At 59.0% G+C, this 15,896-nt stretch carries 12 protein-coding genes; 5 read left to right on the top strand and 7 right to left on the bottom strand.

The genetic code is table 11. The annotated features are described in order from the left end of the window. Positions 1-22: 22 nt before the first annotated feature. Complete coding sequence (locus ACHZCJ_RS03895) at positions 23-493, top strand: hypothetical protein (protein ID WP_321324050.1); 471 nt, start codon at positions 23-25, stop codon at positions 491-493. Positions 494-514: 21 nt separating this feature from the next. Here ACHZCJ_RS03895 and ACHZCJ_RS03890 read toward each other — a convergent pair whose 3' ends face one another. The 7 genes from ACHZCJ_RS03890 to ACHZCJ_RS03860 form a co-directional block, all read right to left on the bottom strand. Then, positions 515-1,759: an ectonucleotide pyrophosphatase/phosphodiesterase gene (locus ACHZCJ_RS03890; protein ID WP_321324048.1), complete on the bottom strand. Its 1,245-nt coding sequence runs from the start codon at positions 1,757-1,759 to the stop codon at positions 515-517. Between the two features lie 47 nt (positions 1,760-1,806). Next, positions 1,807-2,907 carry a redox-regulated ATPase YchF gene (gene ychF / locus ACHZCJ_RS03885; RefSeq protein ID WP_321324046.1) on the bottom strand — a complete coding sequence of 367 codons (1,101 nt, stop codon included), beginning with the start codon at positions 2,905-2,907 and terminating at the stop codon, positions 1,807-1,809. A gap of 120 nt (positions 2,908-3,027) precedes the next feature. Further along, the gene (gene pth, locus ACHZCJ_RS03880) at positions 3,028-3,597 is read right to left on the bottom strand and encodes an aminoacyl-tRNA hydrolase (protein WP_321324044.1); all 570 of its coding nucleotides are present in this window, start codon (positions 3,595-3,597) and stop codon (positions 3,028-3,030) included. A gap of 109 nt (positions 3,598-3,706) precedes the next feature. Beyond that, the gene (locus ACHZCJ_RS03875) at positions 3,707-4,372 is read right to left on the bottom strand and encodes a 50S ribosomal protein L25/general stress protein Ctc (protein WP_159642275.1); all 666 of its coding nucleotides are present in this window, start codon (positions 4,370-4,372) and stop codon (positions 3,707-3,709) included. 124 nt (positions 4,373-4,496) lie between these two features. Then, complete coding sequence (locus ACHZCJ_RS03870) at positions 4,497-5,294, bottom strand: thioesterase family protein (protein WP_321324041.1); 798 nt, start codon at positions 5,292-5,294, stop codon at positions 4,497-4,499. Positions 5,295-5,306: 12 nt separating this feature from the next. After that, positions 5,307-6,221, bottom strand: a complete 915-nt coding sequence (locus ACHZCJ_RS03865) for a TraB/GumN family protein (protein WP_159642279.1) — start codon at positions 6,219-6,221, stop codon at positions 5,307-5,309. A 52-nt stretch (positions 6,222-6,273) separates the two neighbouring features. Continuing rightward, on the bottom strand, positions 6,274-7,245 hold the full coding sequence (locus ACHZCJ_RS03860) for a TraB/GumN family protein (RefSeq protein WP_321324039.1): 972 nt from the start codon (positions 7,243-7,245) through the stop codon (positions 6,274-6,276). 159 nt (positions 7,246-7,404) lie between these two features. Here ACHZCJ_RS03860 and ACHZCJ_RS03855 point away from each other — a divergent pair, with 159 nt between their 5' ends. The 4 genes from ACHZCJ_RS03855 to ppdK all read left to right on the top strand — a co-directional run bounded on the left by ACHZCJ_RS03855 (position 7,405) and on the right by ppdK (position 15,889). After that, positions 7,405-9,504: a molybdopterin oxidoreductase family protein gene (locus ACHZCJ_RS03855; protein WP_321324037.1), complete on the top strand. Its 2,100-nt coding sequence runs from the start codon at positions 7,405-7,407 to the stop codon at positions 9,502-9,504. 214 nt (positions 9,505-9,718) lie between these two features. Next, positions 9,719-10,633 (top strand): glycine--tRNA ligase subunit alpha, encoded by a 915-nt coding sequence (locus tag ACHZCJ_RS03850; RefSeq protein WP_321324035.1) that lies wholly within the window; start codon positions 9,719-9,721, stop codon positions 10,631-10,633. Then, positions 10,633-12,990: a glycine--tRNA ligase subunit beta gene (gene glyS / locus ACHZCJ_RS03845; protein ID WP_321324033.1), complete on the top strand. Its 2,358-nt coding sequence runs from the start codon at positions 10,633-10,635 to the stop codon at positions 12,988-12,990. The genes ACHZCJ_RS03850 and glyS overlap by 1 nt, the downstream gene beginning before the upstream one ends. 220 nt (positions 12,991-13,210) lie before the next feature. Beyond that, on the top strand, positions 13,211-15,889 hold the full coding sequence (gene ppdK, locus ACHZCJ_RS03840; protein WP_236553820.1) for a pyruvate, phosphate dikinase: 2,679 nt from the start codon (positions 13,211-13,213) through the stop codon (positions 15,887-15,889). Positions 15,890-15,896: the final 7 nt, after the last annotated feature.

Raw genomic sequence — 15,896 nt, 5'->3', positions numbered from 1 at the left:
TCTGGAGGAAAGGGACTTAGCCATGAGATATCGCCATATGGTCTGCGCAATTGCCGCCCTGATGATGGTCAATGGCGTTGCTGCTGGTGCGCGTCCCGATGACGGCGGCGTGCAAAATGTCGACCATGACCTCAATGGCTATTGGCAACAGGCGGACGGTGATATTCTCCATTTTACCCAGGAAGGGACCAGTCTGATCTCCCGCTACCGCGAACGGTCGGCGAATAATGAAGCGGGGGAGATCGATTTTACCGCAACCATGCACGGTACGCTGGTTTACGGTGCGCACCGCGCGCCATTCTCGCGCACCATGCAGGAAAAATGCGCGTTGCAGATATGGGTTGGCATGGGACTGACGTTGAGCGAGGCCGGCACGGAATTGAGAGGTTTTCGCGGCGACCGGGTCGTCGATCCGAAAACCTGCAGTGTCACGGACAGCGCCCCGGTCGCGGTGGTCTATACCAGAATGGCTGACAGCCCCGACGCACCCTAATCGCCTCGGATCATCGGGAAATCAGGGCCGCAGCGACTGCTCAAACGGGGCGAGACTGCCGTCGCTGGCGACAGGATTTACGCCTGCCAGTCGCGCGACGAGCGAATAGATATTCACATTGTCGAACACCGGCAGCTGGCCGTCGGCACGGATCGCCGGACCGCTGGACAGGAAGAAAGCCATCATGTCCGGATCGCGATGGTCATAGCCATGACCGCCGCCTATTCCGGTCATCCATTCCGGTACATCCTGCAACACGACCCAGCCGGTTTCTACCAGACAGAAGATTGACGGCACACGGGGATTGGTGCCGTAGCCCAGAGCTTCGGGTATATTCTCGCGATCCCAGCATTGCATATGCTCGTGCGGCCGTAAAAAGGCCGCGCGTACCGCGTCCCTGTTATCTTCCAGCGGTTCGATGGCCAGATAATTGCCGCTTTCGACCAGCCTGTACTGGTCGCGCGCCATGATCCGGTCGAGATAGATGATCCGGTCGGGAGAGGTCTCGGTCATGCCGTGATCCGATGCAATGACGAAATTGACCGGCTGTCCCAGATCGTCCAGCTGCTGTTTCAGTCGGCCGATTTCGCCATCCACTTCGGCAATCGCCGCGTGCAGTTTCTCGCTCGGTGCGGGGCCGTAATAATGGCCGGCGGTATCGACTGTGTCGAAATAGAGCGTCACCAGCCGGGGCCGGATATCAGCGGGCCGGCGCATCCAGTCGACAATCGCGTTGATCCGGCGATCGTTGGACAGCTTCTGGTTGAACGGCCACCAGTCGGCCGGCCGGACGCCATTGAAATCGACTTCCGAACCCGGCCAGAACATGGTGGCCGACCGAATGCCCTGTTTCTCCGCTGTGATCCAGACCGGTTCAGCCTGGTTCCACCAGAACGGATCCTGGGTAGACATTTTGAAAACCTCGCCCGGCCGAGCGGCGTCTTCCATCGTGTTGCCGACAATGCCGTGATGATCGGGCGTCTTGCCGGTTACCAGCGTCCAGTGGTTCGGGAAGGTCTTGCTCGGGAAGGAGGGGCGCATCGGACCATATATGCCGGTTGCCGCCAGCGCGTTCAGGTTGGGGGTGATGCCCCGGTCGAGATAATCGGGCCGGAATCCGTCGATTGAGATCAAAATGGTGACCGGATCACGCTGCTCAACTTTCTCGCCGCTCGAATCGTCCTGTTCGGGCGTGACGGTTGCCTGGGCAGGGGCACCGGCCAGCAGAAAGCCGGCCAAAATCAACGAAAACAGGTTCTTGAACATTATAGCGATCCTCCGAGCATCACTTCCTAGCCGGACAATGTGACAATTCAGACATTGAATTTGAAATTGAAGATATCGCCGTCTTTCGCGACATAATCCTTGCCTTCCTGCCGCAGTTTTCCGGCATCGCGGGCCGCGCTTTCGCCACCCAGCGCAACATAGTCATCAAAGGCGATGGTTTCGGCGCGGATGAAGCCGCGCTCGAAGTCGCTGTGGATTTCGCCGGCCGCTTCGGGGGCCTTGGCACCCTTGTGCACGGTCCATGCGCGGGCTTCCTTGGGTCCGACGGTGAAGAAGGTCTGCAGGTCGAGCAGCTGGTAGCCGGCGCGAATGACCCGGGCGAGGCCGGATTCCTCGAGTCCTAGCTCGGCCAGAAATTCGGCCCGGTCTTCCGGTTCCATTTCGACCAGCTCGGATTCGATCGCGGCGGAAACAATCACCGCTTCCGCGCCTTCGGCCTTTGCTTTTTCAAACACAGCGGCGCTCAGGTTGTTGCCCTTGGCGGCGTCGGTTTCACTGACATTGCAGACATAGAGCACCGGCTTGGCGGTCAGCAGTTGCGACTGGTCAAAAATTCGCTGCTCTTCCTCGCCCTCGGGCTCGGTCAGCCGCGCAGGCTTGCCTTCGCGCAGCAATTCGAGCGCCTGGCCCAGGACATTGGCGGCAATCTTGGCTTCCTTGTCGCCGCTCGTCGCCTTTTTCTGGAAGGCGGGCACGCGTTTTTCCAGGCTTTCCAGATCGGAGAGCAGCAGCTCGGTCTCGACGACTTCCGCGTCGGAAATCGGATCGATCTTGTTCGCGACATGCTGGATATCGTCATCCTCGAAACAGCGCAGCACATGGACGACCGCGTCAACCTCGCGGATATTGCCGAGAAACTGGTTGCCCAGACCTTCGCCCTGCGACGCGCCTTTGACGAGGCCGGCGATATCCACAAAGGCAAGCTGCGTTTCGATGATCTTGGCGCTGCTGGCGATTTTCGCAATCTGTTGCAGCCGTGGATCGGGCACGGCGACCTGGCCGACATTCGGCTCGATCGTGCAGAACGGATAGTTCGCCGCCTGCGCCGCCTGCGTCTCGGTCAGTGCGTTGAAAAGCGTTGATTTTCCGACGTTGGGCAAGCCAACGATACCGCATTTGAAACCCATCTTAATACTCCGTCATGCCGAACTTGATTCAGCAACCCGTGCCAAATCGTTCAAAAGTTGCGCATATACGCTCTGAACCCTGAATCAAGTTCAGGGTGACGATAAATTTAATACTGCCCGCTATTCCTGCATCCGCATCGCGACTTCGCTCATGAACCGCGGATCATCGCCTTTCGCCAGCCAGTCGGCCTCGTCGGCGATCACGCCCAGCATATGGGCCAACTCGTCGATTTCCGCCTTGGCATAATTGCCCAGCACATGGCCTGTTACCCGCGCCTTGGTACCGGGATGGCCGATGCCGATGCGCACCCGGCGGAAGTCCGGACCGATATGGGCGATCATCGATCTGATGCCATTGTGACCGGCTGCACCGCCGCCGCGCTTGACCTTGATCTTGAACGGTTCGAGATCCAGCTCGTCGTAAAAGACGGTGACATCCTCTGGCTGCAATTTGTAGAAATCCATGGCCGCGCGGACGCTGTTGCCGCTTTCGTTCATGAAGGTCGCCGGTTTGAGCAGGACGAGCTTTTCGCCGCCCAGCCGTGCCTCCATGGTCCAGCCCTTGAACTTCTGCTTGGGCGGAGGAAAACCGTGCACTTCCTCGAGCGCGTCGATCACCATGAAACCGACATTGTGCCGGTGCATCGCATATTGCGCGCCCGGATTGCCAAGGCCGACCCATAGTTGCATTTTCTAAAGCGCTCCTTGCTCGTCACGAGCCTTCGGAAAGAAAAAACCGTCCACGCCCGTTTTGATTGGCATGAACGGTTTTTCGTTACATCGTTTGATGGCGGAAGGTCTAGCTGTCTTCGCCCTCGGCCGTGTCGGCGTCCTGCTCGGTGACTTCCGTTTCGCCATCTTCGCCGTCTGCTTCGTCTTCATCATCGGAAGATTTCAGCGCGGATGGTGCGGTAACGCCGGCAATGGTAAAGTCGCGATCGGTGATCGAGCTTTCCGCGCCGTCGGGCAGGGTGACATGGGAAATATGGATCGAATCACCAATTTCCAGACCGGTCACATCGATTTCGATCTGGTCAGGAATATGATCGGCATCGCACATCAGGTCGAGTTCGTGACGGACAACGTTCATGACGCCGCCACGCTTCAGGCCAGGCGATTCCTCTTCATTGATGAAGACCACAGGAATGTTGACCTGAACCTTCGCGCCTTTGGCAAGGCGGAAGAAGTCGACGTGCAGAGGCCGGTCGGTGACCGGATCAAAAGCAACATCCTTTGGCAGAGTACGGGTTTTCTTCCCTTCGACTTCTACCTGGACCAGCGAGTTCATGAAATGGCCGGTACCCAGCAATTTGTTCAATTCCCGCTCTTCGAGATGAATTGCAATGGGTTCTTTCTTGTCACCGTAAATAACGGCGGGGACACGGCCTTCGCGACGCAATGCACGGGAGGCTCCCTTGCCAGCCCGTTCGCGTGGCTCGGCTGAAATAGTCAGCTGATCACTCATAATGTTGCTCCAAAATTAGCTTGTGTAAGATTTCCGCCACGCCTCCAGGGTGCACATGGCCGGAAACAGGGCGCTATAAGGTCGGACTATTGCAAAAGCAAGGGGTTTGCACGGCCAGTAAAATCTAGCGGAAAAATCCGATTTGTGAACTTGTGGCAAGCAGAATGCCATTCTTGGACCAAAGCTCTACCCGGCCGTCGGTGGCGCTGTTTCGCACCGTTGCTCCGGTAACCCGCAGCAACATATAATCGGTTCCCGCTTCCGCCAGATCCTCTTCGCTGGCATAGATGTAGCTGGCCATGGTCACGGTGCTGCCGGGACGGAATTGTTCGGTGACAAAGAACGTCCGCGGCATAGGCGTGTCGAGAATGGAAAGCAGGCTGATCCGGTCGACCGGACGGCCGTCGGCTTCCCTGATCCAGACAATGGCTTCCGGCGATTCGTTGACGGCAAAGGGGATGCCCTTTGCGATGCGCTGGTCGTAGTGGCTGACCCATTTGGGCGCCATCGGATTGACCGAGGGGAGGGAGATGGATTCCTCCGGCGACCGGGTAGCCGGCATTTCCACCTGATAGTCGATGTCGGTGGGCCGACGGGTGCTGGTGACGATATCGGCGGCGTTGGTCATCGATCCGTTTTGCGAAAGTTCCACACGCCAGAACTGGGTCGAGGATCCGGCACGCAGCAGTTTTACGGAGATGCTTACCTCGCCTGGTCCCACTCCGGTCATATAGACGATCTGTTGCGAAACCAGTGGGCCACGGCATTCCGGATGCATTTGCACGGCGCGCCCCGCGATCGCCGCGACCCAGCCACCAAAGGCCATGCCGGTCGGGTTGCGGTAGACATCGCTCGCCGCAATAGTGAACTGTCCCTCTTCCTGCGCAACCAGCGCGGTTTCCCGATCAAATATATATGTCATGCCAAGCCCTGATTATTGAATTTTTTCGACTTTATAACCGCGTTTCGCGAGCGATGCCTGAACCGCGTCGGGTCCGGCCAGATGCGCCGCACCAACCGCGACCAGAGACGTTCCTGGTCTTTGCAAGCGCTTGTCCAGCTGGTCGACCCAGTTGAGATTGCGTGCCACCAGCAGATATTCACGGGTCTTCGGATCGGTTAATATCCCGGTGTCGGAAAGCGTCACAATATGCTCGAGATCGCCGGTCATCCAGGCGTTGAACAGCTTTTCAAAAGCCAGTTGCGCGTCTTCCGATTCTTCCAGCACACTGGTCAGCATCTGGCGCTGCTGCTGTTCGGGCAGCTTGTCAAAATAGCCCAGTTGCAGTTCGATGGTTTCCAGCGCCTCTATCGGCTTGCCGGCTTTCTCGAACTGGGCGGTAAGCTTCTGTTCGACGCCGCCGCTTGAATCGAGCCCGAGATTTCGCGTCTGCGCGGATGCCAGAGACAGGGCCGCGGCCCACGTCTCCATCCGGTTAAGCGTGCGTTCGGGGAGGTTGGAGGCTTCGATGATCCGGTCGAGATCATCGTGGAGCGCGGGGTTGATGCGGTCGTCCAGTTTCGCCTGTCCGGGCGAAATTGCCAGTCGGGAAAAGATCTTGGCGGCATTCTGCGTGTCTTCCAGTCCAAGCACCTCGATCACCAGCCGGTCTGATTCCGCAATCGCAGCCTCGAGCGCTGGCGTACGCCATTGCACATCGTCGGGCAGGATATGGATCGTTCCGAACATATAGGCGGTGCCCAATTGCCCGGGTTTTGTGCCGCTGACTTTCCAGAGAGCGGGGGTGCCCGTCTTGACGGTGTTCAGGGCCACATGATCGGGCGTGTTGTTGCAGGCGGTGAGCAGCAACGAGGCGAGCAGGGCCAGAATGGAGGTTATGATGCGCATAATGCCTATCTGGTGTGGATGCGGGGAAAAGAAAAGCAGGGAGACAGATTAATCAATATTCGATCCGTTCCGCAACAAATCCCATGTCCGCCAGAATCGCCTGCAGACTGCTGTCTCCGGCAAGATGCCCGGCGCCGACTGCCAGGAAGACCGTTCCTGGCTGTTCCATCCGGGCTTGTACCCATTCCGCCCAGTTCCGATTGCGGTCGACCAGCAGGGTTTGATAGAGGATCTTGTCTTCCAGCCCTGCATTCATCAAAGCGCCCAGCGCATCGATATTGGCATTGGCCCATTCCGCAACCATCTGCTCCATGCCCTCGGCCGTGTCATCGATATTGTCGACGGTAAAATTGAGAAAGCGGATCTGCACCTCCTCGGGCAAATTATCGAAAAATCCCAGCTGCTGCTCGGGCGTTTCAAGACCGGTGATCCGGATGGCGCGGGCCTTTGCCTGGGCCAGCAAGGCATCTTCCACGCCCTGATCCGCGTCATAACCGTTGCGCGCGAGCGGTATGAGCGAGAGATTGACGCTGGCGAACCACGGATCGAGCGGATCGAACGCCGCGACCGGCATGCCCAGCTTGACCATGGTGGCCTCATATTCGGCGCGGTCTTCGGCGCTCAGTTTGTCGCGTAGCGGAACGCCGCTTTTGTCGATTGCCAGTTCGCTGACAATTTTCATCATCGCGGCGGCGTCCGGCTTGATCATTTCGATCACCAGCTCGTCCGACGAATCGAAACTGTCCTTCACCGCCTCGTCGAACCAGGTCATGCCGGGTTTCAGGATATGGACGGTGCCGAACAAAAAGATGGTCGTGTCCTCGTCCCGGATCACCCAGAGCGCCGGATCCGCATCATCCGGCATGATCGCGCGGCTATATTCCGCAGCAGATGCAGCGCCGTCAACGGCTGCTGGCGTGGCGTCGCTGCTGGTGCTGGCGATATCCCCGCCAGACGCGGAACAGGCTGCGAGTGCAATGGAGAGCGAAAGGAATAAGCGGTTGAAAAGCCCGTTACGCGGCATGGATAAGGAAGCTCCGACAATAAGTTATAGTCGGCTTCATTGAACAATTGGCGGCAAATGCCCAGCAAAAATTGCCGGAATCACTAACCGGTATCGCGGCGGCACTGGCGAGTGGGAAACAAATCTGTTAATCGGATGGTTAAATCAAGGAGCCTACCGATGAGCACGATCCACGCCCGCACCTGTCATATCTGCGAAGCCAATTGCGGCGTACTGGTCGAGGTCGAGGGGCGCGAGATTCTTTCGATCAGGGGCAATCCCGATCATGTGCTGAGTCGCGGGCATATCTGCCCCAAGGCAACCGCTATTGCCGATTTGCAGAATGATCCCGACCGGTTGCACAGGCCGGTGAAAAAGGTCGACGGCCAGTGGCAGGAAATTGGCTGGGAGCAGGCTTTTGCCGAAATCGCCGCGAAGCTGCTCGCGCTCAAGGGAGAGGGGGCCAAGCCCGCCATGTATATGGGCAATCCCAGCGCCCATGACTATGGCATCAGCACCCAGATCAGCACCCTGCGCCATGCGATCGGGGCGAAGCATCTCTATTCCGCCTCGACCCTGGACCAGATCCCGCATCACGTCGTGCAATATCATATGTACGGCCATGTCAGCCTCGCAGCGGTGCCGGATATCGACCGCAGCCAGTATCTGCTGATCATCGGTGGCAATCCGGCAGCGTCCAACGGCAGCATCTGGACCGTGCCCGATTTCAAGAAGCGCGTGAAGGAACTGCGCGCCCGCAACGGCTTGCTGGTTGTCGTCGATCCGCGCCGGACCGAAACCGCCAGGCTGGCCGATGAGCATCATTTCGTGAAGCCGGGAACCGATACGGCCTTGCTGATCGGGATATTGAAAAGCATTTTTGACGGCGGCCTGGCGGATACGTCCCGACTTCATGCCATATTGGATGACAGCTGGGGCGCGATAGAACCGGCTTTGGCCGGCTTTGATCTCGAACAGCTGTCACTCCATTGCGGGATTGCCGTGGAGGCCATGCAGGATATGGCTGCCCAGCTCGCGGCCGACCAGCCGGCGGCAATCTATGGACGGATGGGCGTTTCGGTCTGCGAATATGGCACGCTCAACCAGTGGTTGATCCAGGTGATCAATATCGCTTCCGGCAATCTCGACCGGGAAGGCGGCACAATGGTGCCGGAGCCGGCGCTCGACACGATCAATCTGGTGGGCAGGGGGTCGGTGCGTACGGCGGACACGGTGCGTGGTGTCATGCCCTCGGTGATGAACGAACTGCCGATGGTGACCTTCGCCGACGAAATGCTGCGCGAGGATGACGAGCGGATCCGATCGCTGTTCGTGGTTACCGGTAATCCGGTGCTGTCGGCGCCGGACGGGGCGAAGCTTGACCGGGCGCTGGAGCGACTCGACCTGATGGTTTCCTTCGACATGTATGTCACCGCGACCAGCCGCCATGCCGACTATATATTGCCGCCCTGCGGACCTTTGGAAAAAGATCATTATCCGTTTTTCTTCGGACCGCTGGCGATCCGCAACTATGCCAGCTACTCGCCGGCGATTTTCGAATTGCAGGAGCGCGAAAAGACCGACTGGGAAATCATCGCGGAACTGGCGCGCGAAATTCTTGCGCAGGACGGGCAGGATGTGCCCAATATCCGTGAGCCGCGCGACGTGCTCGACACTATGTTGCAAAGCTCGCCAGCCGGCCTGACCCTGGCAGAAGTGGAGGCGGCGCCCAATGGCATCGATCTCGGTCCGATGCGGCCCTGCATGGCCGGACGGCTGCGTACCAGCGACGGCAAGATCCATTGCGCCCACCCGGATTTCCTTGCCGAATTGCAGCGCTTTGCCGCATCTCTGGGCAACGAACAGCCCGACAGCCTCCGCCTGATCGGTCGCCGCCATGTCCGGCAGAACAACAGCTGGCTGCACAATAGCGCACGGCTGCTCAAGGGGCCGGACCGCTGCACGCTGATGATCCATCCCGATGACGCCGCCTCGCGCGGATTGGCCGATGGCGTCATGGCGTCAGTTTCCAGCCGGGTGAACAATATCCAGATCCCGGTCGAGATCACCGACGGCATCATGCAGGGTGTGGTGTCGATCCCGCATGGCTTCGGCCATGGTCGCGAGGGCATCGGCCTGTCGGTGGCGGCGGCAAAGCCCGGCGTCTCGATCAATGACCTCACCGATACGGAGCGGTTCGATCCGCTGTCCGGCAATGCCGTTCTGAACGCGGTATCGGTGAGGGTGGAAAAGGTCGAAGCGCTGGTTGCGGCGGAATGATCCGGTCATCGGAATAATCCCGTCGTCCTGAGAAATCCCCCGTCATCCTGAACTTGTTTCAGGACCTCCAAGGGCTGTGCGTGATCTCGAGGGGTCCTGAAACAAGTTCAGGATGACGAATAAGGCTGCATTCCGACCATTCCTCCCTTGACCCTCTGCCGCCCTTTCGCCAAAGCAGCGCGTAATTATTGCAGCCGCGAAGAAAGTCTTCATCTTGTCCGATAAGAAGCCGCTCAGCTTCCAGCAGATCATCCTCAAGCTCCATCAATATTGGGGTGACCGCGGCTGCGCGATCCTGCAACCCTATGATATGGAAATGGGCGCCGGCACCTTTCACCCCGCGACCACCTTGCGGGCGCTTGGTCCCGATCCCTGGAACGCCGCTTTCGCGCAGCCCTGCCGCCGCCCGACCGACGGCCGCTATGGCGAAAATCCCAACCGGCTGCAGCATTATTACCAATATCAGGTGGTGCTCAAACCCTCGCCGCCGGATATCCAGCAGCTCTACCTCGACAGTCTGGTGGCGATTGGCATCGATCCGATGCTGCACGATATCCGTTTCGTCGAGGATGACTGGGAAAGCCCGACTCTCGGCGCCTGGGGACTCGGCTGGGAAGTCTGGTGCGACGGCATGGAAGTCACCCAGTTTACCTATTTCCAGCAAATGGGCGGTTTCGACTGCAAGCCCGTGGCCGGCGAACTGACCTACGGGCTGGAACGCCTGGCCATGTACATTCAGGGCGTCGATAGCGTCTACGATCTGGATTATAATGGTGCTGGAATGACTTATGGCGACATCTTCTTAGAAAATGAGAAGCAAATGTCGGAATGGAATTTCGAAGTCGCCAATACCGAAAGCCTGTTTGATCTGTTCAACAAGGCGGCGGCCGAATGCGAAAATTGCCTCGACCGGAGCCTGCCGATCCCGGCCTATGAGCAGGCGATCAAGGCGAGCCATGTGTTCAACCTGCTGCAGGCGCGCGGCGTGATCAGCGTCCAGGAACGAGCCAGCTATATGGGCCGGGTCCGTGATCTGGCGAAAGGCAGCTGCGAAGTCTATATGGTTAAGAACGGTTGGATTGACCCGCCTCAACGCCTCGAAGACATTGAGGGATATGGTACGTTTTGATGGCTAATTTTCTTCTCGAATTATTGTCCGAAGAAATTCCCGCCCGCATGCAGGCCAAGGCGCGCGCCGATCTTGAGCGGTTGTTCACCGCGCAAATGGCGGAAGCAGGGCTGAAAGCCGGGGCGATTACCGTTTATTCGACGCCACGACGGCTTGCCCTCATCGCCAGCGATCTGCCCGCGCAAACCGAAGCGGTGAGCGAGGAGGCCAAGGGCCCTCCCGAAGGCGCGCCGGACCAGGCCATAGACGGTTTCTGCCGCAAGAACGGCGTAACCCGCGACCAGCTGGAAGTGCGCGACGTCAAGGGGCGCCCGACTTATTTCGCGGTGATCAACAAACCGGGTCGCGATACCAGGGATGTGCTGGCGGAAGCCATTCCGGCGATCATCAAGGCCTTCCCGTGGCCGAAATCGATGCGCTGGGGCGACGCCAGCCTGTCGACCGAAAGCCTGCGCTGGGTGCGGCCCTTGAGCGGGATCGTGGCGCTTTTGGGCGATGAGCTGGTGCCCTGCGAAATTGACGGCTTGACGTCAGGCTATGATACTGTCGGACATAGATTTCATCATGCAAAAGCTCCGTTCGTCTCGAGCGAAGTCGAGAGACCGGCGGCAGAGAACGATCCCAACATGTCTCGACTAGGCTCGACAGGAACGGCATCCGGGCGCATCACCATTGGTAACGCCGGTGACTATGCCGAAAAGCTTCGCGCCTGCCACGTTCTGGTCGACCATGAAGAGCGCCAGAATATCATTCGCGAGGGTGCCGCCAAGGCAGCATCGGACGCCGGTCTGGTGCTGGTCGAGGACGAAGGCCTGGTAATCGAGAATGCCGGCCTGACCGAATGGCCGGTGCCGTTGCTCGGCAGCTTCGATCCCGCCTTTCTGGATGTCCCCGAAGAGGTGATCCAGCTGACCGCTCGGGTGAACCAGAAATATTTTATCTGCCGCGACGGAAAGGGCAAATTGGCCCCGAATTTTGTCTGCACGGCCAATATCGACGCCAGTGATGGCGGCAAGGCGATTGTCGCGGGGAATGAAAAAGTCCTCGCTGCACGGCTCTCCGACGCCAAATTCTTCTGGGAACTTGACCAGAAGACCAGGCTGGAGGATCATGCGAAAAAATTGAGCAACATCGTGTTCCACGAAAAATTGGGAACGGTTGCCGACAAGGTAGAGCGTGTGGCCAAGTTGGCCGAGTGGCTGGTTTCTTTAGAAGGGAATGGTTTTTACCAGCCCAGCCCCGGCGATACATTTCATGGTGAAGTGTCCGAGGCCGCACGTCTCTGCAAAGCCGATCTCGTCACCGAAATGGTCGGCGAGTTCCCCGAGCTGCAAGGCTTGATGGGCGGCTATTATGCAGAGAAAGAAGGAAAATCGCAGGCGATCGCCAACGCGATCCGCGATCATTACAAGCCGGTCGGGCAGGGTGACGAAGTGCCGACTGATCCGGTGACGGTGGCGGTGAGTCTGGCGGATAAGCTGGATACTTTGGTCGGTTTTTTTGCCGCCGAAATGCCGCCGACGGGTTCAAAAGACCCATTCGCGCTTCGACGTGCAATGTTAGCTATCCAATCTCTGACAGCCGAGAATGGGCTTCGTTACTCGCTAACTAATGTAGTCTTGAAAGCACTAGATCTGCTGGCTCCAAAGGATGATGACGGCCAAAGATGGATTTGGGGACATAGAGAATTCACGGTTGAAGAGCGTATCGAGTTTGCTGATGCATCTGCCAAGGGAACAACGTGGTCACCTCAAACCAAGGTGAAGGAAGCTGAAACACTGGAACTATTAAGATCGTTCTTCGCCGACCGCCTAAAAGTCCAGCAACGCGAAGCGGGCGTTCGTCACGATCTGATCGATGCGGTGTTTGCGCTCGGCGGTGAAGACGATCTGGTGCGCTTGCTCGCCCGGGTGAAGGCTTTGCAGGCCTTTGTGGAAACTACGGATGGCGTGAACCTGCTCGCCGGTTACAAGCGGGCTTCGAATATTTTGAAGAAAGAGGGGGCTGGTGCTCCGCACTTGATGCGGAGCTCTGAAGGCGAAGAAGCGACCTCCGGGCAGGGCTCCGCATCAAGTGCGGAGCACAAATCCCTTTCCTACACGCCCGAAAAAGCGGAAAAGGCCCTGATCGACGCGCTCGACGCGGCACAGCCGGACGTGACCGCCGCGATCGCGGCCGAGCAGTTTGAGCAGGCAATGACCGCGCTGGCGGCCTTGCGCGGACCGATTGACCAGTTTTTCGAGGATGTGACCGTGAACGACGAAGACAAAGCAAAGCGGGAAGCCCGGTTGGCCCTGCTCGCACGCTTTCGTAATGCCGTCCATCAAGTGGCTGATTTCTCGCAGATCGAGGGTTAGAAGATATTTTGCTTATAACAGTGTAAAGTTTGTAAAGTTCGACGGCGTATTTTCGGTAACCCGAACTTATCATCTACCCCCTCGCTTTTCCGCGAGGGGATTCAGGGGCGGGACACAGGGCAGGTGGCGCAAGGCCGTTTTCCCAATGGGCTGACGGCCCGGCACTACCCCGACTTCTCCTCTGAAGAGGAGGGGCTAACATATGGAGTTGAAAGCAAGAATGACCCAGTATGTATATCGTTTCGGTGGTGGCATGGACGCGGATGGCGCGCCCGGTGATTCCACAGAGGCTCGCAACCTGCTTGGCGGCAAGGGTGCCAATCTCGCGGAAATGGCGAATATCGGCCTGCCGGTGCCTCCCGGTTTCACGATCTCGACCGAAATGTGTACGCGCTATTATTCCGAGGGCGGCCAATATCCGGACAGTGTCCGCGACGAAGTGGCGCAGGGCGTTGCCCATATCGAATCCGTAACCGGCAAGTCTTTCGGCGATGCCGCCGATCCGTTGCTGGTCTCGGTCCGTTCCGGCGCCCGCGCCTCGATGCCGGGGATGATGGACACGGTTCTCAACCTGGGTCTCAATGACGAAACCGTCGAAGGTCTGGCGAAGACCTCCGGGGACGAACGCTTCGCCTGGGACAGCTATCGCCGGTTCATCCAGATGTATTCCGACGTGGTGCTCGAGCTCGATCATGGGGCCTTTGAGGAAGCTCTGGAAATTGCCAAGGAAGACAATGGCTTCTTCACCGATACGGAGATGGAAGCGAAACATTGGCAGGCGCTGGTTGCCGAATATAAAACGCTCGTCGAGGAGCAATGGGGCAAGCCCTTCCCGCAGGACGTGAATGACCAGCTATGGGGCGCGGTCAGCGCGGTTTTCGGCAGCTGGCAGGCCGAGCGCGCCAAGGTCTACCGCCGGCTCAACGATATCCCGTCCGAATGGGGCACGGCCGTCAACGTCCAGGCGATGGTCTTCGGCAATATGGGCGAAACCAGCGCTACCGGCGTTGCCTTCACCCGCAATCCCTCGACCGGCGACAGCGCTTATTATGGCGAATGGCTGATCAACGCGCAGGGCGAGGACGTCGTTGCCGGGATCCGCACGCCGCAATATCTCTCGAAAGCGGCGCGCGAGCAGGCGGGTGCCAAGCCGCTGTCGATGGAAGAGGCGATGCCGGAAACCTACAAGGAACTGACCGACGTATTCGATCTGCTCGAACGCCATTACCGCGACATGCAGGATATCGAATTTACCGTCGAACGCGGCAAATTGTGGATGTTGCAGACCCGCTCGGGCAAGCGCACCGCCAAGGCGGCGCTGAAGATCGCGGTCGATATGGCCAATGACGGACTGATCACCGAAGAAGAAGCGGTGATGCGCGTCGATCCGATGGCGCTTGACCAGCTGCTCCACCCGACGCTCGATCCGGACGCCACGCGTGACGTGTTGACCGCCGGTCTGCCGGCCTCTCCGGGCGCGGCCAGCGGGCTGATCGTGTTTGACAGCGATACTGCCGAACGGCGCACCGAGATGGGCGATGATGTCATTCTCGTCCGGGTCGAAACCTCGCCCGAGGATATTCACGGCATGCACGCCGCCAAGGGCATCTTGACCGCGCGTGGCGGCATGACGTCACATGCGGCCGTGGTCGCCAGAGGCATGGGAAGACCCTGTGTTTCCGGCGCCGGCACCATTTCGATCAACAATGATACGAAAGTCATGAAGGTCGGTGACCGCGAGTTGAAAGAAGGCGATATGCTGACCATCGACGGCAGCAACGGCCAGGTCATGGCCGGCCGCGTCGATACGATCCAGCCGGAACTGGTTGGCGACTTTGGTGTGCTGATGATCTGGGCCGACAAGGTCCGCCGCCTGGGCGTCCGCACCAACGCGGAAACGCCGCTCGATTGTCAGGTCGCGCGCGACTTCGGCGCCGAGGGCATCGGCCTTTGCCGCACCGAGCATATGTTCTTCGATGCCGCGCGGATCACCTCGGTTCGCCAGATGATCCTGGCTCCCGATGAAAAGGGCCGCAGGCAGGCGCTGGCCAAGCTGCTGCCGGAACAGCGGGACGACTTCCGGCAGATTTTTGACGTCATGGTGGGCCTGCCCGTAACCATCCGCCTGCTTGACCCGCCACTGCACGAATTCCTGCCGCACAATCAGTCCGAATTCGAGGAAGTGGCCAAGGCCGCCGATGTCGGGGTCGAGACGCTGAAGCAGCGGGCTGCCGAACTGCACGAGTTCAATCCGATGCTCGGCCATCGCGGCTGTCGTCTCGGTGTCACCTATCCCGAAATCTACGAAATGCAGGCCCGCGCCATTTTCGAAGCAGCCTGTGAGGTCGCCGAAGCCAGCGGTGAAGCACCGATTCCCGAAGTCATGATCCCGCTTGTCGCCACTGCGCGTGAACTGGAACTGATGAAGGATGCGGTCGACCGGATGGCGAAAGAAGTCTTTGCCGAAAAAGGGCGGGAAATCGAATATCTTGTCGGTACGATGATCGAGCTGCCGCGTGCCGCGCTGATGGCCGGTGAAATTGCCGAACATGGCGAGTTTTTCAGTTTCGGTACCAATGACCTGACGCAGACGACGCTGGGCGTTTCCCGCGATGACGCCGGGCGCTTCCTGACGCAATATGTCGACAAGGGCATTTTCCCGCGCGATCCCTTTGTCAGCCTCGATATCGAGGGTGTCGGGCAGCTGATCGAAATCGCGGCCGAACGCGGCAGGGCGACGCGCTCCGGCATCAAGCTGGGCATTTGCGGCGAACATGGCGGCGACCCCGCATCGATCGCTTTCTGCGAGAAAACCGGGCTCGATTATGTCAGCGCCTCGCCTTACCGGGTGCCGATCGCAAGGCTGGCCGCGGCGCAGGCGGCGCTGTCGCAACGGTGAGATCGGA

The sequence above is a fragment of the uncultured Parasphingorhabdus sp. genome (assembly GCF_963677535.2).
Classification (GTDB): domain Bacteria; phylum Pseudomonadota; class Alphaproteobacteria; order Sphingomonadales; family Sphingomonadaceae; genus Parasphingorhabdus.
The sequence above is the reverse complement of the archived record's forward strand: the minus strand, read 5'-3'. Positions and strand labels throughout refer to the sequence as shown.